The 21,285-nt window shown below is 37.8% G+C and carries 14 protein-coding genes; 2 read left to right on the top strand and 12 right to left on the bottom strand.

The window, feature by feature from the left end:
• The first annotated feature begins 53 nt into the window (after positions 1-53).
• The gene (locus MHI04_RS03825) at positions 54-1,793 is read left to right on the top strand and encodes a radical SAM protein (RefSeq protein ID WP_036125863.1); all 1,740 of its coding nucleotides are present in this window, start codon (positions 54-56) and stop codon (positions 1,791-1,793) included.
• 980 nt (positions 1,794-2,773) lie between these two features.
• On the opposite strand, the gene MHI04_RS03820 is transcribed toward MHI04_RS03825, so the two are convergent.
• From MHI04_RS03820 to MHI04_RS03790, 7 genes are all read right to left on the bottom strand, one after another.
• Entirely contained in the window at positions 2,774-4,129 is a 1,356-nt protein-coding gene (locus MHI04_RS03820; RefSeq protein ID WP_036125865.1) for a potassium transporter TrkG, read from the bottom strand.
• Positions 4,130-4,237: 108 nt separating this feature from the next.
• Positions 4,238-4,999, bottom strand: a complete 762-nt coding sequence (locus tag MHI04_RS03815) for a TerC family protein (protein WP_036125867.1) — start codon at positions 4,997-4,999, stop codon at positions 4,238-4,240.
• Between the two features lie 319 nt (positions 5,000-5,318).
• Entirely contained in the window at positions 5,319-6,404 is a 1,086-nt protein-coding gene (locus tag MHI04_RS03810) for an SDR family oxidoreductase (RefSeq protein WP_330493430.1), read from the bottom strand.
• 20 nt (positions 6,405-6,424) lie between these two features.
• Positions 6,425-9,478: an efflux RND transporter permease subunit gene (locus tag MHI04_RS03805; protein WP_058845182.1), complete on the bottom strand. Its 3,054-nt coding sequence runs from the start codon at positions 9,476-9,478 to the stop codon at positions 6,425-6,427.
• A gap of 181 nt (positions 9,479-9,659) precedes the next feature.
• Positions 9,660-11,237, bottom strand: coding sequence for a peptide chain release factor 3 (locus MHI04_RS03800; RefSeq protein WP_058845183.1), 1,578 nt, complete (start codon positions 11,235-11,237; stop codon positions 9,660-9,662).
• Positions 11,238-11,371: 134 nt separating this feature from the next.
• On the bottom strand, positions 11,372-12,838 hold the full coding sequence (locus tag MHI04_RS03795) for a UDP-N-acetylmuramoyl-L-alanyl-D-glutamate--2,6-diaminopimelate ligase (protein ID WP_036125930.1): 1,467 nt from the start codon (positions 12,836-12,838) through the stop codon (positions 11,372-11,374).
• Positions 12,839-13,141: 303 nt separating this feature from the next.
• Positions 13,142-14,530 carry an aldehyde dehydrogenase gene (locus tag MHI04_RS03790; RefSeq protein WP_089931875.1) on the bottom strand — a complete coding sequence of 463 codons (1,389 nt, stop codon included), beginning with the start codon at positions 14,528-14,530 and terminating at the stop codon, positions 13,142-13,144.
• A 209-nt stretch (positions 14,531-14,739) separates the two neighbouring features.
• On the opposite strand from MHI04_RS03790, the gene MHI04_RS03785 reads away from it, so the two are divergent.
• A complete protein-coding gene (locus MHI04_RS03785) occupies positions 14,740-14,895 on the top strand; it encodes a hypothetical protein (protein WP_170829777.1) in 156 nt (51 codons plus the stop codon).
• Between the two features lie 43 nt (positions 14,896-14,938).
• On the opposite strand, the gene ssuE is transcribed toward MHI04_RS03785, so the two are convergent.
• From ssuE to MHI04_RS03760, 5 genes are all read right to left on the bottom strand, one after another.
• A complete protein-coding gene (gene ssuE / locus MHI04_RS03780; protein WP_342535354.1) occupies positions 14,939-15,472 on the bottom strand; it encodes an NADPH-dependent FMN reductase in 534 nt (177 codons plus the stop codon).
• 165 nt (positions 15,473-15,637) lie between these two features.
• Entirely contained in the window at positions 15,638-16,978 is a 1,341-nt protein-coding gene (lpdA, locus tag MHI04_RS03775; RefSeq protein WP_342535353.1) for a dihydrolipoyl dehydrogenase, read from the bottom strand.
• 189 nt (positions 16,979-17,167) lie between these two features.
• Positions 17,168-19,249 carry a catalase gene (locus tag MHI04_RS03770; RefSeq protein ID WP_170829776.1) on the bottom strand — a complete coding sequence of 694 codons (2,082 nt, stop codon included), beginning with the start codon at positions 19,247-19,249 and terminating at the stop codon, positions 17,168-17,170.
• A 127-nt stretch (positions 19,250-19,376) separates the two neighbouring features.
• Positions 19,377-19,952 (bottom strand): RloB family protein, encoded by a 576-nt coding sequence (locus MHI04_RS03765; protein ID WP_089931869.1) that lies wholly within the window; start codon positions 19,950-19,952, stop codon positions 19,377-19,379.
• Positions 19,949-21,226, bottom strand: a complete 1,278-nt coding sequence (locus MHI04_RS03760; RefSeq protein ID WP_058844161.1) for an ATP-binding protein — start codon at positions 21,224-21,226, stop codon at positions 19,949-19,951. Before MHI04_RS03760 ends, MHI04_RS03765 begins: the two co-directional genes overlap by 4 nt.
• Positions 21,227-21,285 lie beyond the last annotated feature (59 nt).

Genomic DNA, 21,285 nt, shown 5'->3' with positions numbered 1-21,285 from the left:
TGTATGTCAGATACTTGACTGATACAATAAGATGTTGAAAGGAAGATTATTGCATGAATACTATTTTAACTACTTTAAATGCAAAGTATATTCACACAAATTTAGCATTGCGCTATCTTAAAGGCGCCGCTTTACCAGAATTTAATCCAATTATAGCAGAGTACACTATTAAGGATCCTGCTTTTAATATTGTATCAGATTTATTCCAAAAAAAACCTGATATTGTTGGATTTAGTTGCTACATCTGGAATATAGAAGAAACCATTCACGTTATAAAAATGTTAAAGACTGTCTGTCCAAATGTTAAAATTTTGCTAGGAGGTCCTGAGGTTTCTTACGATTCTCATCATTGGTTACGTCAAATACCCGAGGTAGATTTTATTGTCATGGGCGAAGGAGAAACTTCTTTCAAACAATTATTACGCTATTTCCACGGTGAAATTTTGTTAGAGGATGTTCCAGGCATTTGTTATTTAGAGGATGGAAAAGTCAAAATTCACGCTATGCCACCTAAAATTGATTTGCGTGAATTACCAAGTCCATTCCGCTTTGAGGAGGATCTTCCCCATTTAGGTAAACGCATTCAGTATATCGAAACAAGTAGAGGCTGCCCATTTAGTTGCCAATTTTGTTTATCTTCTATTGAAGTAGGTGTACGATACTTTAACCGTGAAAAAATAAAAGAAGATATTCGTTTTTTAATGGATAACGGAGCTCGGACAATTAAATTCGTGGATCGTACCTTCAATATTAGCCGTAGCTATGCAATGGAAATGTTCCAGTTTTTAATTGATGAACATAAACCTGGTGTTGTATTCCAATTTGAGATTACTGCAGATATTATGCGCCCTGAGGTGATTCAATTCTTAAATGACAATGCACCAAAAGGTTTGTTCCGTTTCGAAATTGGCGTACAATCTACAAACGATTTAACCAATACACTCGTGAAACGTCGTCAAAACTTTGAAAAGCTAAAACGAACAGTAACAATGGTGAAGGATGGCGGAAAAATAGATCAACATTTAGATTTAATTGCTGGTCTACCAGAGGAAGATTACGCAAGCTTCCGTCAAACGTTTAATGACGTTTTTGCGATGAGACCAGAAGAGTTACAGCTAGGATTTTTAAAGCTTTTACGTGGTACAGGCCTTCGATTAGAAGCGGAAAAGTTTGGTTATACCTATGTGGATGTCTCTCCTTACGAAATCTTTTCAAATAATGTGCTAACCTTTGATGATATCGTACGCATTAAACATGCAGAGGATGTTCTTGAGAAGTATTGGAATGACCATCGGATGGATCATACGATTGAATACTTAGTTACTGAGGTCTTTGACACACCATTTGATTTTTTCCAAAACTTTGGGACGTATTGGGAAACAAAAGGTTGGTCTCGTATTGGCCATCAGTTGGAAGATTTATTCCGCCGTTTATTAATGTTTTTAGAAACTGTGGAGGGCGTGAATTTAAATATTATCCAGAGTCTCATGCAGCTTGATTATCTAATGGCACAGCAGTTCCAACCACGTAAGCTGTGGTGGAATGAACGCCCAACAGAAGAGCAACAAAAAGCCCTTTATCAAGCATTACGCGAAGATCCTACTATCGCTGGCGAGGAATTTGCTAGCTTTAAGCTATCTGAGAAAGAGTTGTTTAAGCATACACTGATTATCCCTCATGGCCTTGACTATCACAATTTCCTAAATGGCAAAATTGTACAAAAAAATGGCTATCTGTTAACCTATTTCCGTCACGGTCAGCAACCATATTTTGCATCTATCCACTCTAGTTAATAATAAAAGCTAGTCCTGTGCTAACAGTCAGGACTAGTTTTTTTCTTTCTTAAACAATTCTTAAATCCTTTTCACAAAAATAACATGACTGTATATGTACTTTCTTCGACTAACTAAATGAGTTAGTCAAGTATTCATAGCCTCCCTCCAAAAGTTTAGGGCAAATGCCTTAAAGACAAGCTAGTTCTATTTTGTAAATAATACCCACAAAAATTTTAAAAATGCGGGAAAAACAATTTTAAATTTTTTGAAAATTGTATGACAATTTCGTATTTTTCACCTTTTTTAATGAAAAATACGCAGGAATGTTCTTTATTAAGTATCATTTTCTTCTAAAACATTCCCCATTATTACGCATTTATTCGTGTAGCCTTTTTATGTGTTTTTTATTGTATTTGAACTACCTATATTAAGGCAATTACTTTTTAATTCCTTAAAATTAACTTTTGATAGGGGACGCGAACAAAGGGTATTCCCTTATGTATATACACCTGTAATGACAACTTTCGACAAATTACTTCTTTTTATCTATATATAATAGAAGAAAGTCATTTACTATACTTATAATATTTACCAGTAAATTCGTTTTATTCATAAAATAATCTTTTACTTTAAACTATTATAATATACCAATATTTAGAAACTAGATATTAGTATTGATTGGTCAAAATAGGGTAATTATTTTTTTAGAATCATATTAATAGTAATGTGTTATGCTCCCTAGTTAGCATGAGTATTTCAAGATGCATACACACTCTCAGTTATGAAGTAAGAAGCTGATGTAGATATGTTAGTACCATTCTTGCTCACAAAAATAGAGAGATAACTGCAAATAGCTATTTACATGTAACCACTGAACATGAAAGAAGTCCCCTCAAAAAATTCAGTGATTATCTAGAAAATTGAACTTTCGGGGGCAAAAAAGGGCAATCTAATGATTGTCCCTTACAAAGCCCTTATATACCATCGTTTCGTTATAATTACCCAATGATTACGCGTTCCTTTGGATAATGGAAGCTTGATTTTTTCCCTCTACCCCCACCACCAAGTGTGTAAAGGAAGGAAATTAACCCTACTCGACCGATAAACATTAAAATAATGATAATGATTTTACCAATGACAGATAAGTCCTCGGTGATTCCTAACGACATACCACAAGTACCGAACGCTGAAGTGATTTCAAAAATGATCTGAATCAGTGATGCTTGTGGCTCTGTGATGAGTAAGATAAGTGTAGCAATTAACACCATAAAAAATGCTAATAAAATAACGACGAATGAGCGAAAGACATCTATTAAATGAATTTCTCGCCCAAATACTTGAATATCTTCTCTTCCCCTAGCAAAAGTAATTAAGAATAAAATAGCTAAGGCAAAAGTAGTTGTGCGAATCCCTCCACCAACTGAGCTTGGCGAAGAACCGATGAACATAAGGAAACTCATAAATATATCTGTTGCTTCACTAAATGTCGTAACATCGTATGTTGTCAATCCAGCCGATCTTGTTGATACTGAATGGAACATCGCCGAAAATAGCGCCTCGTGCCAGGACATTTCCTTGAAGGAATGGAAAGATTCAAGAAGTAAAATGACAAGTGCACCTACAACAAATAAAATAGCGTATGTGGATGTAGTAATTTTAGTAAATAAACTAAAACGAAAATTCTCACGTCGATTGAGCAAGAACGTTTTTAATTCGATTAATACTGGGAAGCCGATAGCACCTAACACGATCAGTACCATTGTAACCATTTGTACAAAGTAATCATCATGAAATGGCAGTAAGCTCATTCCAGTTATATCGAAACCACCATTTGTTGTAGCAGAAATGGAAGCAAATATCCCATGCAAAAAGGCTTCTTCTAATGTATCAAAATAATTGGTGAAATGTAGCGTTAAAATAATCGTACCCGCAACTTCAATGCCAAATAAAATCTTTATGATTTCACGAATTAGTTTCACAACACCGGACAAATTATACTGGTTATGGTCAATCATAATTAATTGACGCTCACGCATCCCAATTTTTTTCCCTACTAGCAGCCACACAAAGGTACCAAGTGACATAATACCAATGGCCCCTAACTGTAAAATAACAAGAATCATCACAAGCCCAAAGGTTGTATAGGTTTCCGAAATAGTAATCGTTGTTAAGCCCGTGACACTAACTGCACTTACTGCTGTAAACAAGCTGTCTAAAAAGGAAATTCTTACGCCCTCTTGATGAACGCCTGGAAGTCGTAATAACAGGAAGGAAATCGCTATAGCTATAAAGTAATAAGAAACAAGTACCTGAAATGGTGTGACAAGTCTATTTGATGATTTTTTCCAAGGCACTTTAACAACTCCTCCCACATATGATGCCCAACTAGATAGATAATAGTATAGAAAAGATACATAAAAAAAGAAAGAGAAATAGTAACAACTATCCCTCCCATTTAGATACTAATTATTTTTTTTATGACGAACTCCCACTAGGTAGCCCACAAATGCAATGCCTAGTAAGACTATCCAGAATGTTAATTCCCAGGCAGTTGAATGGGGAAACTCTACAGGTAATATCCCTACTTTTTCATGAGCTAATGTTAAGACAACGAGCTTCACACCGACCCAACCAACGATAAGAAATGCTGCCGTTTCAAGTGAAGGATAATCGTTCAATACTTTAACAAACCATTGTGCTGCAAAACGCATCATAATGACACCGATAAATCCACCAAGAAGCATGACAATAAATTGTCCTCCATTGATGCCACCAATATCAAAATTTCCTAAGTGAGGCAAAGTTACAGCGATCGCAACGGCTGCCAACATCGAATCAATAGCAAATGCAATATCTGCTGCTTCAACCTTAAGAACCGTTAACCAGAATCCAGAACCCTTTTTCTCTGCCCTTTCAGCTGTTTCCTCTTCATCATCTTTATGTTTACGCAAATCATATATATTTTTCGCAGACATAAACAATAGGTAGGCCGCACCGACTGCTTGGATTTGCCAATAGTTTACCAATACTGTAATAACAAATAAGGCGGAAAATCTGAAAATCAGTGCTCCAAATAGTCCATAAAATAACGCCTTTTTTTGCTGTTCTTGTGGTAAATGCTTGACCATCACAGCCATCACTACCGCATTATCAGCTGCAAGTAATCCTTCTAATACAACAAGGACAATTAACACCCAGCCGTATTGTAATATAATTGCTTCCATTCTAGTGCCTCCTCTAAGCTCTATCCCTAAAACGACCATTTTATCTAAAGTACAAAAGAAAAAAGCCTCTGCCCTAATTCAGGCAAAGGTCTCGCTAAGTAAATTCGTACCTATTTCTTTTATGGTACATCAATCTACACGTCATTACGTATAGAGCCATTCACTATCACACCCGATGGTCATAACCATGTCTTGACGAATGTGAAACCAGGACATATCATTCCTGTTAGCTACTCCCCTTTGACAAATTGTCGAAGGTATCTTCTTTCCATCATTATAGCACTATCATTTACAACTGACAAAAATATCTATATTGTTTTTACTTAATCTGAATTTGATAGCTCTTCTCTTCCTTATGTGCTAAATAAAAGGCAATCATTTTTGGCATAGTCTGTATAAAATCAGGGCATGTAATACCACCTTTTTGTAAAATTTGCTGTGCTTCAGCTGTGTCAAATGTGGCATTCCATGTTAAGTAATCTAGCGTTTCTTGTTCAACTCCAAGTTTTTTTCGAATAAAAGGAACTTGTAACGATAGCTTTGCTAATATAAATGGGAAACGTCCCTTTGGATAGACATTCGTTATTAATTTCACCATAGTACGGTATACTTCCTGTACAGGGTGAGGATTAGGATCTGTTAAATGAAGTGTCTTGCCTTCTGCACCTTGTTCATTCACTACAAAAACTGAGGCATTTAAAATATAATCAACGGGCACGACATTAATCGTTGATGTCGATCGGCCGATGTATGGAATAAAGGGTAAACTCTTTAATCGTTCTACTAAATTTAAAAAGAAGTAAGGTCCATCAAATTTAATGGTTTCACCTGTCATTGAATGCCCCCGCACTATTCCAGGTCTAATAATCGTAAGTGGTATTTCTGATTTTAAATCTTCAACTCGAAGCTCGGCCTCATATTTTGTTTCCTCATAGTAGTTTTTAAATGCTGAAGGCCGAATGAGTTCATTTTCACGCAGTATCCCTTCACGTGTGCCTGCCACATAGGCTGTACTAAAATACATATAGCGTTTTAAATTCGGTAAGGTGCGCACAAAATCATTGACCATTGTTGTACCATGGACATTCACTTTCCATGCAAGATCACGTGGTACCGCTAAATCATAAATAGCGGCTAAATGCCAAAGCACTTCTATTTTTGGTACAATTCCACTGATTATTTGATCGTCTAAACCCAGATTTGGCAGCGTAATATCGCCTTCTACAATATGAATTGAACAGTCAGGGAAAGCTTCTATTATTTTGCTTTTTTCCTGCTCTGCCTTAATGGTTTCACCTGCCAACACAATCGCAATCACTTGTTGTGTCTGTCTCTTTTGGAATAATGTCCGAATGAGTTGACTTGAAATGAAACCAGGAAATCCAGTAAAAAAATGAACGTTCATCTCCTATTCCCCCTTGAAATCTAGCGCATCTTTCTTGTTTCTTTATCCACTAAACTATAGATAATCGGTACAATGTACAATGTTAGCAATGTCGAGGTGACAAGGCCTCCAATAACCGCAATCCCCATCGGTTGGTTCATCTCTGTTCCTTCACCAATACCAAGCGCTAGTGGAAACAGTCCTAAAATAGTCGTTAATGCTGTCATTAAAATCGGTCGAAGACGATCTTGGCTAGCCAGTAAAATAGCTTCATAAGCAGACATGCCCTTCGCCTTTAGCTGGTTAATATAATCGACAAGCACAATGCCATTGTTCACGACAATCCCTACAAGCACTAAAATACCGATGACAGACGTCACACCGATTAAAGTATGTGTTGCGAACATAGCAATCGCCACACCGATGATCATTAATGGGACTGTAAACATGATGACAAACGGATATTTAAATGACTCAAATTGCGCAGCCATTACAATATAAACTAGTACGATTGCTAGCATAACTGCTAATAGCATATCGTCAATTGCACTATCATAAAGCTCTCGATCCCCACTAAAAACAATTTGAGTAGCAGGCGGTAAATGAACTTGGGTCAATGCTTTATCTACTTTTGCCGAAATGCCGCCCAATGATTCCTTTGTTTCATAATCTACAAAAAAGGCTACTGCTGCTGCCTGATCAGAACGACGAATGGACACGGGTCCCTCTTGTATAGATACAGTAGCAACGTCCTCTAATTTCACAAACAACCCTGCTGGAGAACGAAGCTGCATGGCTTTTAGCGCATCTATACTCGTATTAAATACCTGTCCAAAACCCGTATAAACGGGTAATACAGCGCCGTCCTCAGTAAGTAGTTGAGACGTTAATTGTCCTTTTGTCATTTGGTTCACGGTTTGAGCAATTTGTGCTGGGATAAAACCGTAGTCTTTTGCTTTTTCTCGATCAACCTCAATTTGAATCTCTGGCACAGTCTGGTCTAGATCCGTTGAAACCTTTGTTACTTCTTGAATCGCTTGTAGCTCTTGCTGCACTTTTTTAACAGTGTGCTGTAGCCTTTGTTCATCTGAGTCTGTTAATCGGAACGTTAATGTATGTGGTGACGAACCCGTTGCTGTTGATACATTAAATGTAATATCAGCTTGCTCTCCAAGCTCTCCCTTTATATCTTGCTCCAGCTCTTCCACAAATTCAAAAATGGAACGTTGCCTTTCTGCTAATGGTACTAGTTTGACATACATTTCAGCTTGATTGGCGCTCGTTTGTCCACGCGCTTGGGATTGTTGCGTACCCCCAATTAAGCTAACATAAACATCCACATCTTTTTCCTGCTTCAAGCGCTCCTCAATATGCTTCACTACCTTTTCTGTTTCCGATACAGCGACACCTTTTTCAAGATTGACACTTATAGATGTGAATCCTTCATCGGTAGGTGGTAAAAATTCTGTACCAATTCTTGTCAGCCCAAATAAGGATAAACCAAAGCACATCACCGTGAAAATTAGAATTAGCAGTCGATGCCGTAATACCCATACAATAGAGGATTTATAATGGTTGTAAAATTTAGAGCTACTGCGCTGCTCATAAAAATTGGTATTTTTCATTTTTAAAAGACGACTTGCTAGCATTGGAACGACAGTAAGCGCAACTACTAGAGAAGCGATTAGGCTGAACGAAATCGTTAGGGCGAATTCTGTAAATATTTGTCCAATCAATCCTTCGATAAACATAACAGGAATGAATACGGCTATAGTAGTTAACGTGGAAGCTGTAATAGCAAGTGCAACCTCCTTAGTTCCTTCCTGCGCTGCTGTGATAGGATCCTTTTCTAGCCCTAAATGTCTTTCGATATTTTCAATAACAACAATGGCATTATCCACTAGCATACCAATGCCCAGTGCAAGAGCACCTAGTGTCATGATGTTAAGGGTAAAATCCGCAAAAAACATCAACACAAATGTCACAATAACCGAATAAGGAATAGCAATACCAATAATGATTGGACTCTTTACACTACGTAAAAAAACAAATAGGATGAACATCGCGAATAATCCACCTAAAATTAAAGAAGAGCCAATGTTATTAATAGCTAAATCTACATAATTACCTTGATCGACAAGAATGTCTGCCGTGATTCCCTTATATTGCTCTTTCTTTAGTAGTTCATCTAATGTTTGCTGAAACGCTTTGGAAACTTCTGCTGTATTCGCGCCAGATTCCTGTAAAACGGACATAAGGACTGCTGGGTGCTCATTTGCACGAGTTGTCGTAATAGATTGTTGCTCTGTCCTCTCTACGGTTGCAAGATCGCTCACAGTTAGCGCTTCACCTGTTAACGGGTTCACTGAAACGATCAAACTTGCAATACTTTCAGGTGACGATAATGTACTTACAATACGTGTTGTTAACAGCTTACCATCATCTGTTGAAACAGGTTCACCAGGGAGAGATACATTATTCGCTTGGATAATTTGTATAATGTCTGCTTGTGTTAAGCCTTTTTCCACTAGCTTTGCTTCGTCTAATATTATTTGAACTTCCTCGATCAACTTGCCAGAAACATTTACACTTGCAACACCCTCTGTCCGTCGCAGTTCTTTTTCTAAGTCCTCTGCTAATAAACGTACATCTACATCATTATTTTCTGCACGTAATGATAGTTGAATAATGGGAAATTGAGACGGATCAAACTTTAAAAAACTAGGCTTGCCCGCATCATTTGGCAGTGGTGTCATATCAATTCGCTGTAAAATATCGAGTTGGATATCTTCCATATTCGTGGACCAATTAAACTCAAGCATAATTAAATTAGAGCCTTCTTGTGAGGTTGACTGTAGTTTTTTTATGCCAGGTAAGGTGGCAAGTGTAGCCTCTAATGGTTTCGTTATCTTCTCATTCACCTCTGTTGGACTTGCCCCAGGATAAGAAGTGACAACAACACCTATGGGGGGATTTAACTCTGGAATTAACGTAATCGGTATTTTTAATAAGGAAACACCGCCTAACAGGATGACAAAAAGCATCGTAACAATTGTAAAGACGGGTCTTTTAATGGAAAAATGACTAATATTCATATAAACAAACTCCTTTTTCTACCTCTTCCTTTCTAGGATAGCCGATTTATAAATGAGCTAAGCCCCCTTCAATTAGTTCGTCGTGCAATATATTTCCTAATACTGTCTATATTCTACAAACAGTGTCAATTTTCCTTGCAAAAAAACACGAATCGCAAAATTGTCGATTCGTGTTTGGTAATTATAGAAGGCTATAAAGTTTAATGTTTTCGTTTTTATCAGCAAACCAGCGCATGGCAAACTCATTTTCAAATAGGAAAACAAGATTATCAAAGCGGTCTTTCACTAACATAGATCGACCAGAAGACATGGACTCTTTAACATCCTCTTCGTTTTCAATCCATCGTGCAATTTTAGAACCGATTGGCTCCATTCTTACTTCCACATTGTATTCATTTTTCATACGATGCTCAAACACTTCAAATTGTAATTGACCAACTGCACCAAGAATGACTTCCTCTGTATGCAGCGTTTTATAATATTGAATAGCACCCTCTTGTACCAATTGTAAAATCCCTTTATGGAATTGCTTTGATTTCATTACGTTTTTCGCTGTTACACGTACGAATAGCTCTGGTGTAAACTGCGGTAATTTTTCAAATTGGAATGTTTTCTTGCCACCTACAACAGTGTCCCCAATTTGGTAAGTTCCTGTATCATATAACCCAATAATATCTCCCGCAACCGCTTCATCTACGGTCTCACGATCATCTGCAAGGAATTGTGTAGATTGAGTCACTTTAAATGACTTACCTGTACGAGCTAATGTCATATTCATTCCGCGCTCAAATTTACCAGAAACAATGCGTACAAAGGCAATGCGGTCACGGTGGGCAGGATTCATATTGGCTTGAATTTTGAAAATGAAACCTGAAAACTCATCATGTTCAACAGGATCAATAAATTGCTCATCTTCGGTAATTCTAGGCTGAGGTGTCGGTGCAAATTGTAAATAGGTTTCAAGGAACGTTTGCACACCAAAGTTTGTTAATGCTGAACCAAAAAATACAGGTGTTAATTCTCCACGACGAATTTTTTCCTCAGAATAGGCATTTCCAGCTTCATCTAGCAGTAAAACATCATCCATTGCTTGTGAATAATAAGAAGTAACTTTCATTGGATGCTCCACAGCAAGCTCTCCATTGTCGTCAATTGGTAAGAATCGTTCAGCTTCATCTGTGCGGAATTGCTCAATACGTTTATTATAACGATCGTAAATACCAAGGAACTCTTTCCCCATACCGATTGGCCAGTTCATAGGATAAGCGTTTATGCCAAGTACTTCTTCAAGCTCTTCTATTAACTCAAGTGGCTCTTTCCCTTGACGATCCAATTTGTTGATAAATGTAAAAATAGGGATACCACGCATTTTACAAACTTTAAATAGCTTTAATGTTTGGGCCTCGATCCCTTTGGCAGCATCCACTACCATGACAGCACTATCCACAGCCATTAATGTACGATATGTGTCCTCAGAGAAATCTTGGTGACCAGGGGTATCCAAAATATTCACACGAGAACCATTATAATCAAATTGCATTACGGATGAAGTAACCGAAATCCCACGTTGCTTTTCAATTTCCATCCAGTCAGACGTTGCATACTTACCTGTTTTTTTCCCTTTTACTGTCCCTGCGTCACGAATGGCACCACCAAATAGTAAAAGCTTTTCTGTAATCGTCGTTTTCCCAGCATCAGGGTGACTGATAATGGCAAAAGTACGACGTGATAGTATATCTTTTTCTAAATTTGAATTCATCTCGTCATTCTCCTTTTTTCATACTTAATAATAATAAAAGAAGACTTGCCTTTCGTACAACCTTTTTACATGAAATCTCAAAAAAGAAAACCCTTTAGTTCAACTAAAAGGGTTTCCTAACATTTAATCTTTCATTAAACAAATTTTAATCGGCCAGCTTCTATTGCAATTTCTGCATCACTATGTGGAAATTTTGTATCTTCAATAATTTGATAATCCTCATGACCTTTACCAGCAAAAATAATCATATCACCTGGTTCGGCAACCTCAATGGCATGACGTACTGCCTCTGCCCGATCCCCGATACAAGCATAATGGTCATGAAGCATCCCTTTGGCAAGATCGCCCGTAATGCTATCATAGTCCTCATAGCGTGGATCATCTGTCGTCAAAATGACATATTCTGCAGCAGACGCTTTTTCAGCCATCGCAGGACGTTTCGATTTATCACGATTGCCACCTGTTCCAACTAAGAAAATCAGCTTACCCTTTTTATAAGGCTGTGCCGCTTCAATCGCTTTTTCAATTGCATCTGGTGTATGGGCATAATCAATAAAAATTTGTACAGGTAAATCTGAACAAACTTTCTCCATACGACCTTTAACTGGCGGTAGTTGCTCTATTTGCTCAATAATGGACTCCATAGAATACCCACGACCGTAAAATGCAATCATAGCTGCCAACACATTGTAAATATTAAATTCACCAAGCAAATTCATTTTTACACGATAAATCCCTTCTGGCATTTCCACATCAAACAAAGTCATATAGTCGTGATATTCACAGTTAATGGCACGGAAATCGGCCTTTTCATTTTTTAAACCATATGTCCACACTGGAAATGGTGTCATTGCGGCATAGCGCTCTGACCATGCATCATCAGCATTTAAGACAACAAATTTGCTCTTTTCTAAATCTTGTCCAAGTTGGGAAAATAATAAGCCTTTTGCATGGCCATATTCCTCCATCGTACCATGGAAATCAAGATGATCATGTGTTAGATTTGTGAAAATAGCGATATCATAATCAACACCTGCTAAACGTCCAAGTGCTAAGCCATGTGATGAAACTTCCATCGTCATTAAACGACAACCTTCCATTTTTGCTCGGAAAATCATTTGTTGTGTCGATAAAGCATCACTCGTTGTATTGGCAGATTCATATAAAATACCATTTAAATTAAAACCGATTGTGCCGGATAAAGCGGATTTTTCGCCCATACCATGCATGATATTTTGAATAATTCCTGTTACGGATGTTTTACCATTCGTTCCAGTTACTCCAATCATCGTTATATCCTTAGAAGGATAATCAAAAAACTTTGCGGCTAATAAGCCTACCGCACGATCTGTATCTCTGACAATCACTTGTGCAATTGTCTCTCCTAACGGTAATTGACGTTCTGTTACAACGATTGTTGCGCCACCATCCACTGCCTTTTGCGCATAATCATGCCCATCCACTGTGTAACCTTTGATACAAACAAACATGCTATTCGGTTGCACACTTCTTGAGTCAATTACAATATCACTAACTTGATCTGGCAACACGCCAATTATTTTTTTCAAAGGTAATGCGCTTAACAATTCCTCTGCATACATTTCATAGTCCTCCAATCAATCTCTACACTCATATCATCATTTTTGATTACTCGACAAAAAACGACAAGATGAATACCCCCACGTTCTATTGAACTTATTTTACTACTTATTTCATGATAAATAAAATGCCTCAGATGTGTTTTTTCAACGAAAACGCTTTCATTTAAAGAAATAATTATGTTTTCTTCGAAATTTTCATTTATAATCACAAATCGATGATTTTCGACATAATTAGGAAGATTTTTTGAGGACAAAGAGGTTATTTTTCAAGGGAGACATCCTAAGATATCTCCCTTCTAATTTCTATTTCATAATGGACCGCACAATTTTCACTTTTTGTTTATATGGTGGGAACAATACATTTGTCTCAAGCTTAGAGGACTTCTTTAAAATGGATTTAGGATGTGTAAAGTTTTCAAAGCTTGCTTTGCCATGGTACGCTTTCACACCAGATGGTCCAACACCACCAAATGGTAAATGTAAATTTCCAACATGGGTGATGGTATCGTTTATACATCCACCACCGAAGGGTAATTCCTCCAAAAAGTATTGTATGGCCTTTTCATGTTCTGAGAAGAAATATGCCGCCAAAGGCTTTGGTAATTGACGAATTTGATGAATCGCCAGTGGTAACTCATTATACATCATAACAGGTAAAATAGGACCAAAGAGTTCTTCCTGCATAGATGGGCTTGTCCATTTTACATACTCGATGATTGTTGGCTCAACATATAAATCATCACGATCAATTCGGCCGCCAAATGTAATGGCATCTCGTTCTTCCTTGATAATTTGTTGTAAACGATCGAATTGTCTCAAATTCACAATACGTCCGTAATCAGGGCTTTTTAAAGGATTTTTGCCATAAAACGATCGGATCGTTTCTTTTAAGATTTTCATAAAACGGTCATAAACATCTTTATGAACAAGTAAATAATCGGGGGCCACACATGTTTGCCCAGTATTTGTAAATTTACCCCATACAATCCGCTTTGCTGCTACTTCTAAGTTTGCAGTTTGATCGACAATCGCTGGACTTTTTCCACCAAGCTCTAAAGCAATTGGTGTCAAACGTTCTGCTGCTGCCTTTGCTATCACTTTTCCAACAGCTACACTGCCTGTAAAGAAAATGTAATCAAAGGACGCATGAATAAGAGCTGTTACTTCTTCTTTTTCACCTTCTACCACACGTACATAGGAGGAATGGAACGTTTCTTCAATTATTTTTTTCACAATAGCTGCTGTATGGACAGACGCTTCTGACGGCTTGACAATTGCTGTGTTCCCTCCAACAATGGCACCAATTAATGGTTCCATAACTAGTTGAAATGGATAATTAAACGGTCCAATAATTAATGTGACACCATAGGGTTCACGAACAATGAAGCTTTTGCCCATTTGATATTGTATCGGTGTTTTAACTGCTTCTGGCTCCATCCATTCTTCTACATGCTTTACCATATATGAAATACTATCTAAAACAATGCCAATTTCAGTTGCATATGCTTCAAATTCGCTTTTACGAAGATCTAAATACAGCGCATTCAAGATGTCTTTTTCGTATTTTAAAATGGAAGCTTTTAATTTTTTTAAATGTTCTTTTCGAAACTTTACACTTTTTGTTGCACGAGAAAAATAAAATTGACGCTGCTCTGTAATCATATTTTCCACATCTTGTGACGTAAAATTCATCAATAAAGCACCCCTTTTTTTAAAATGCCATACATAGTTTTTTCATTTTGAAACAAACTATCATTGTCTATACGATACAACATCGAAGGGCAAAAATCCTCTTTCTGCATCGGGGGTGAAATGGCTTTATGTGAAAATGAAATGTTTTAGTTTTTTCATCTCGGGAAATATACAACTACATATTAAAACTGAAATGGGGGCGTAGATGAATGACAACAACAACTGGGACATGGTGGGAGTCCATATTTTCTGGACCATTATCACACGGAATTTGTGAAGAAAAATTATTGCTATTGCAAGATGAAGCTTTTTTATATCTCTCTACAATACCTATGGAGAATGAAGAAAATATTGAAATCAATTAAAGAAAGCGCATTATAGGATGCCCTATAATGCGCTTTTACCACGTTAATTAACGATTAACACTTTCTGTAATTGTTCTAACACCGCTTCCAATCTGCTGCTAGCCTCTTCTTCAATCGCAAAGCCACCTTCCTCAAGGCGAATAATTTGTTTATCCACAATATAAACAGAATGGGTAATTGATGTTGCTCCAAGCACAGCTAAAACTGGCTTTAATGCATATTCTAATGCCAATAAATGACCGATTGAACCTCCTACAGCAATAGGAAGTACGATCTTCCCAAGCAAGGCTTTTTGAGGCAGTAAATCCAAGTACGTCTTCAAAATACCTGTATAGGAAGCTTTATAAATAGGGGTTAGTATGACAATAAAATCAGCTTCCTCAACATGCGCATTTTCTGCTTGGATTTCCTTACTGGCAAAGTTGGCAGTGAGTAAATCGGTAGCTGGTAGTTCATGTACATAATTGGAATGTACCTCTATTCCTAGCGCAATAAAATGATTTTCCACCTTTTCATGAATGGCGGTAACTCTAGAATTTTTCGAATTGCTCCCATTCAAAATAACTGCTTTTGTCATTTTTCCCACTCCTTTTAATCATTGTCATTAAAAAAGGCTTCTATTTTACAATCAGGCGGATTACCGTTTTGTAAAATAGAAGCCTCTAGTTGCCTAGTCAACTCTAATACCAAGTATTCTTATAAAATTAATCTAACATAAATTCTCTGAATGTCAATAGCTTTTTTATGATTGGTGAATTGCTTTCCCAAAAACAGCCTTTGCGGCATCTCCAATATGCTCCGACACCGTTGGATGTGGGAAGATCATCTGCGCAAGTGATTGGGCTGTACCACCTGCGTTTTTTGTTGCCAATATAGCATTAAGCATTTCTGTGGCACCATCGGCTACAACACATGCACCTAAAATTTGACCACTTTCCTCTGCTGCAATTAACTTCACAAAGCCTTCTGTATTCCCCTCCATTAATGCCTTAGGATTTGTCTGTAGTGGCATTTTGGTCACAGTGTAAGGTATTGTGACCTGCTCCTCTAATAAACCAAATGTAGCAATTTCCGGATGTGTATAAACGCAACGAGGAATTGAATTTTGGTCAATTGGTGTTGGCTGTTTGCCCACAATATAATCGACAACGTAAATGCCTTCAGCACTGGCAGAATGCGCTAGCTGATAACCATCTACTAAGTCACCTATGGCATAAACATGTGGCTGACTTGTCTGTAAATGTTCATCCACTGCAATTAATCGACCATCTAAAGTTAAGCCTAATTGCTGAGCGATTTCTGTATTGAGACGACGACCAGTTGCAAATAAGAGATTTTCATATGTATAAGCACCTTTAGATGTATGGATGCTATTGCCTTCAAACTTTTCAAACTTGAAATCTGTCACAAGCTCGATATTAAGTTGTTTCATTTTTTCTCGAATCAGCGGTCTTGCTTCAGCCTCTTCCGTTTGTAATATGTCCTCACTATGATTCAGTAACGTTACCTTTGTACCAAGTGGCGCTAAACTAAAGGCCATTTCAACTGCAATTACCCCACCCCCAATAATGGTTAATTGAGCTGGTAACTCGTCTATATCAAAAAATGTATCCGTTGTAAAATAGGTCGAAGTTGCTAAACCCTCAAATGGGGGGACAAATGGTTTACTGCCTGTCGCTAAAATAATATCTGTAGCCATTATCGTCTCATTCCCAATTGTAATCGTTAAATCCTTTGCGACAGAGGCCTCACCACGATATAAAGTAATCTGATTGCTGACAATATAGTGCTCAATATTGTTTAACAGCTCTTGAATAATTGTATCTTTTCGCTGCATCAATCGAGGAAAATGAATTTCCACTTGAGGCACTTCAATTCCCCAGCTCGTCCCTCGTTTAATTTCCTGTACAAGCTTACTATGCTCCAATAAAATTTTTGAAGGAATGCAGCCAACATTATAACAGGCTCCCCCTAGCTTATCCCGTTCGATGAGAGCAACCTTTTTGCCATGTTTCGCTGCATGTATGGCAGCCACATAGCCACCTGGCCCCGCTCCAATGATAGCAATATCAAATTTTTCCATAATTTTCACCTCATGTACCACCATATCATTCGCAAAATTTGAATGCAATGACAGACAGAGGAAAAGCCTCTCATTCAATGAAAGGCCTTTTGACATGCACAATATTTACTTACCTTTTGTGAGTATTTCACTTCTCGTTCCGCGAGTATTTCTCTTCGTTCTGAAAGTATTCACTACTCACCGATCTATTTAATAGATATTTCGTTGCCAAAATCGTTGCTGGGCAATGGCTGCTACGAACTTTTTAGCGAAATCCTTGTTACCTGTTGCTAACACAATGCCAGGGCCTACGTTTGCATTGGACATATTGAAGAAAGTTGTGCCAGTAGCAGCAAATCCTATTGGCTTAAAGTGACGATATGCTTCATTGATATAATTGACGATATAAGTATTGAATTTCGCTTGATTGCTTGCCTTTACCCCAACAACATATAACGAGTCGAATAATACAGCATCGGTTGTGATAAATGTGTCAGTAGCCGTTAATTGAACCCCATTATTCCCTGTCACAACACCTAGTCGATCGGAGATAATGCTGTAGCGTACACCTTGCCTTGTTAAATATTTCAATACTTCACCGACCTCATTTGCATCAAAGCCATCGCCAATTAAGACTCCGACCTTAAGTGTATAAGGCAATTTAATGGTATTGGCTTGACTAAGTGCTGGTGAGGAGGCTGTGACCTTGGACTGTTCTCCTGTAGGGCGATTAACGCCAACATTGTCTGCCACTGTTGTAGCCATTGCTTTATCTACATGGACAAACATATCCACAACTTGCTGACGAACTGATTTACTCTTCACTTTTCCTACCTCGAAGCTAAATGCCTCTATAATATGTTGTTTTTCAGGCGGGGACATACTGTTCCAAAAGAGTCGTGCTTGTGAAAAATGATCATCAAAGGATTTACTGCGCGCTCTTGTGATGCGTCCCTCAACCTTTTCCTCATAATGAACATATCCCCCTTCCCTTGCAGTAGAAGTGGCGGGTGTATTATTAGCCAGCGAATTTTTATGATAACTCACTCTTCCTAAATTAATGGTCTGTCGACTAAAGCCATTCCGCTGATTGTTATGCACTGGGCAAATCGGTCGATTAATGGGGATTTCTGCAAAGTTTGGTCCACCTAGACGGATTAACTGTGTGTCTAAGTATGAAAATAATCGTCCCTGTAACAGGGGATCATTCGTAAAGTCTATGCCTGGTACAACGCTACCTGGGTGGAAGGCAACTTGCTCTGTTTCAGCAAAGACATTATCCACATTACGATTTAAGGTCATTTTGCCGATCTTCTTCACTGGCACTATTTCCTCTGGCCAAAGCTTTGTCGCATCTAAAATATCAAAATCAAATTTAAATTCATCTTCAGGTTCAAGAATTTGGACAGCTAACTCAAACTCTGGATAATCGCCAATTTCGATGGCTTCCCATAAATCCCGTCGCTGAAAATCGGGGTCCTTCCCAGCAATTATCTGGGCTTCATCCCAAACGAGAGAATGTACACCGAGTACAGGCTTCCAATGGAATTTGACAAATCTCGATCTTCCCTTGTCATTGACGAAGCGGAATGTATGCACGCCGAAACCTTCCATCATACGAAAGCTTCGCGGAATGGCACGGTCAGACATCACCCACATCACCATATGCGCAATTTCCTGATTATTGGCTACAAAATCCCAAAAGGTATCGTGTGCAGAGGCTGCTTGTGGCATATCATTGTGTGGCTCAGGCTTTACGGCATGAATTAAATCGGGAAACTTAATGGCATCCTGAATAAAAAAGACAGGAATATTATTACCGACTAAATCATAATTTCCTTCATCCGTATAAAATTTCGTTGCAAATCCGCGTACATCACGAGCTGTGTCCATCGATCCTAAGCTCCCTACCACTGTTGAAAACCTGACAAACACAGGTGTTTTCTTTTTCGGATCCTGCAAAAATTTCGCCTTCGTATACTCTGCCATGGATTCATACAATTCAAACTCGCCATGTGCTGCAAAACCTCTGGCATGTACGACGCGCTCTGGAATACGTTCATGATCAAAATGGGTAATTTTTTCTCTAAGATGAAAATCCTCCATAATTGTTGGCCCACGAACGCCTGCCTTAAGCGAATCCTCATCATTGGACACCCTTAGCCCCTGATTGGTTGTCATTCTCGTGCCTTCATTCTCGACACGGAATGGCTCTAGTTGCTGATCCTTGGCATTCTCCTCTAGATTTTTGCGTTGATTCGACTTTGAGTTATCCACACAATCCCCTTTCATCTATTTACTACTTTCGCTCCATATACACTATATGTTTTGGAAAAATAAACATGCTTTCATTTCGACAATGTATTGTGTAAAAATAAAAAAGCAGGTCTCTATTTGGAAATAGAAAACCTACTCACGCTTAAAATATGTATCGTATCATTTCATGTATGTTACAGTAAGGGTTGTCGCGGCTCTCCGTCTTTCGAAGAGCCATCATGTCTGTACAATTTTTAATCGCTACCTCATGTCGTAATGCGATGGGGGCAATAATGGATTCATCTGCCTTGTGACGGAAATAACGACTTACGCCAAGATGCTGTTCCATCTTGTCATTCAAGACAGCACGAGGATACTTTTCTGAACTGTCGACTTCCTCAAAATGCAGGAGTAGCCACAATTCAAATGCTTCATTTGTATAGGCAATGCGAATATTTTTTTCCTCGCAAAATTGATTGACTTCCTCTAATTGCTTTTCGGTTAAGTCATCCTTATCAAAAACAATCCAAACCTCATCAAAATATTGATAGCTGGAATCTCGATAAGCATGTTGAGCAAGCTTAATAGCTGAACGTTTAACGTTTTTTATTTTGACACTTACCATTTTAGAGCGCTTTAATATACGCATTTGTTCAAAATAAATACGTTCTGTCTCACCTTCACAATAAATTAAAATCGTTTTACGCAGTGTTCGGTTCCCTTGTTGACGTACTCTCAAGGCTCAGATACCTCCGCTTCTTCTAAATATTGTTCAGATAAATACTCATTGATAACAGGCATTGCACCAAACTCACCTTTTATATAGCGTTTCGCATAAGAAAGATCTCCACGCTTCTTTTGTAAATCTGCAAAATCAAATAAAGAGTAAAGCTCTGATTCATTTTTAAAGCTTTTATTAACAAACCAAATTTGATCTGAACGCAATGGCTGATCTAGCAATTCTATTTCATGACTTGTCACGATAAATTGATTATTTCGATTGCGTTTGCTGTTCATAATGGCCATTAAAAACTCACAAATCGACACATGGAATGCCGTATCGAATTCGTCTATAAAAATCGTTTTTCCTTTATTATAAGCATCCACCATCACGCATGCTAAATGTAGCATTCGTACTGTGCCTTTCGAATCCATTGTCCAATTAATCGTTTCCGTTCCTATCGGTGCACCAGCTTCATCAAATGATAAGTAATGTAGGTCAATATCTACTTCTTGAATCACCTCAGACGATTCATACTCATAACCAATTGTATTTTTCTCTCGACGTTCCACACGTCTGGCCGTGACATCTTGAATGGATAGGTCTGCAATTTTAAGGAGTTTGATCACTTCTTTTTTAAAGGGCTTCTCTTCAAGTTTACGAATTAGAGGATGACTTGATAACCGATTTGCTTCATCAAGAAATAGAATTTTATGTAAAAACCAATCGAATATCTTTAAAGCATCTGAATCATTAAAAACATGCAAGACAGACAAAAAGGCCGTATTGTTACGTGTATATTTTGTCAGCTCCTGTGCACTCGTTTGAGCTGTTTCATATGAATATTGTGTACCATCCCATTGTCTGACAAACAGCTCTTCTTTTTGCAACTTGTTCGTCTTCACAAGACGCTCATAGAGAACTTGAGAAGCATTGTACTGTATTTCATAATCATAAAGAGCACCATCTAAAAAAAGCGATATCATAAACTCTGTTGGTGTGCCCTGCTGTCTTCCTAACTTAAACGGTTGATAGGGTAAACGTAACTGCTTAACATTATTTAAATTTTCAAAATTAAAAAGCAAAGTACGTAATACTTTAATAGCCGTAAAAAGATTGGATTTCCCACTACCATTTGGTCCAAAAATAAATGCACTTTTCACAAGTCGAAGTGAATCAAATTGAATGGTATGAGTATCCTTCCATTTTCGCAGACGGCTGCCCGCTACCATTGAAAATAACGTATCATCTTTATAACTTAAACAATTTTTCACTCTAAAATCTACAAGCATCAATAAGCCTCCGTCCACAACCATTTCTTTAATGAATTATTATACTATAGACATAGAAA

It is taken from the genome of Lysinibacillus sp. FSL K6-1151 (assembly GCF_038630755.1).
Classification (GTDB): Bacteria; Bacillota; Bacilli; order Bacillales_A; family Planococcaceae; genus Lysinibacillus; species Lysinibacillus fusiformis_D.
The sequence above is the reverse complement of the archived record's forward strand: the minus strand, read 5'-3'. Positions and strand labels throughout refer to the sequence as shown.

What these genes read in the sequence shown, in the direction of transcription:
- MHI04_RS03825 (WP_036125863.1), top strand. Translation starts at nt 54, where the DNA reads ATGAATACTATTTTAACTACTTTAAATGCAAAGTATATTCACACAAAT.
- MHI04_RS03815 (WP_036125867.1), bottom strand. Translation starts at nt 4,999, where the DNA reads ATGGAAGCAATTATATTACAATACGGCTGGGTGTTAATTGTCCTTGTT.
- MHI04_RS03810 (WP_330493430.1), bottom strand. Translation starts at nt 6,404, where the DNA reads ATGAACGTTCATTTTTTTACTGGATTTCCTGGTTTCATTTCAAGTCAA.
- MHI04_RS03805 (WP_058845182.1), bottom strand. Translation starts at nt 9,478, where the DNA reads ATGAATATTAGTCATTTTTCCATTAAAAGACCCGTCTTTACAATTGTT.
- MHI04_RS03800 (WP_058845183.1), bottom strand. Translation starts at nt 11,237, where the DNA reads ATGAATTCAAATTTAGAAAAAGATATACTATCACGTCGTACTTTTGCC.
- MHI04_RS03795 (WP_036125930.1), bottom strand. Translation starts at nt 12,838, where the DNA reads ATGTATGCAGAGGAATTGTTAAGCGCATTACCTTTGAAAAAAATAATT.
- MHI04_RS03790 (WP_089931875.1), bottom strand. Translation starts at nt 14,530, where the DNA reads ATGAATTTTACGTCACAAGATGTGGAAAATATGATTACAGAGCAGCGT.
- MHI04_RS03785 (WP_170829777.1), top strand. Translation starts at nt 14,740, where the DNA reads ATGACAACAACAACTGGGACATGGTGGGAGTCCATATTTTCTGGACCA.
- ssuE (WP_342535354.1), bottom strand. Translation starts at nt 15,472, where the DNA reads ATGACAAAAGCAGTTATTTTGAATGGGAGCAATTCGAAAAATTCTAGA.
- lpdA (WP_342535353.1), bottom strand. Translation starts at nt 16,978, where the DNA reads ATGGAAAAATTTGATATTGCTATCATTGGAGCGGGGCCAGGTGGCTAT.
- MHI04_RS03770 (WP_170829776.1), bottom strand. Translation starts at nt 19,249, where the DNA reads ATGAAAGGGGATTGTGTGGATAACTCAAAGTCGAATCAACGCAAAAAT.
- MHI04_RS03760 (WP_058844161.1), bottom strand. Translation starts at nt 21,226, where the DNA reads ATGCTTGTAGATTTTAGAGTGAAAAATTGTTTAAGTTATAAAGATGAT.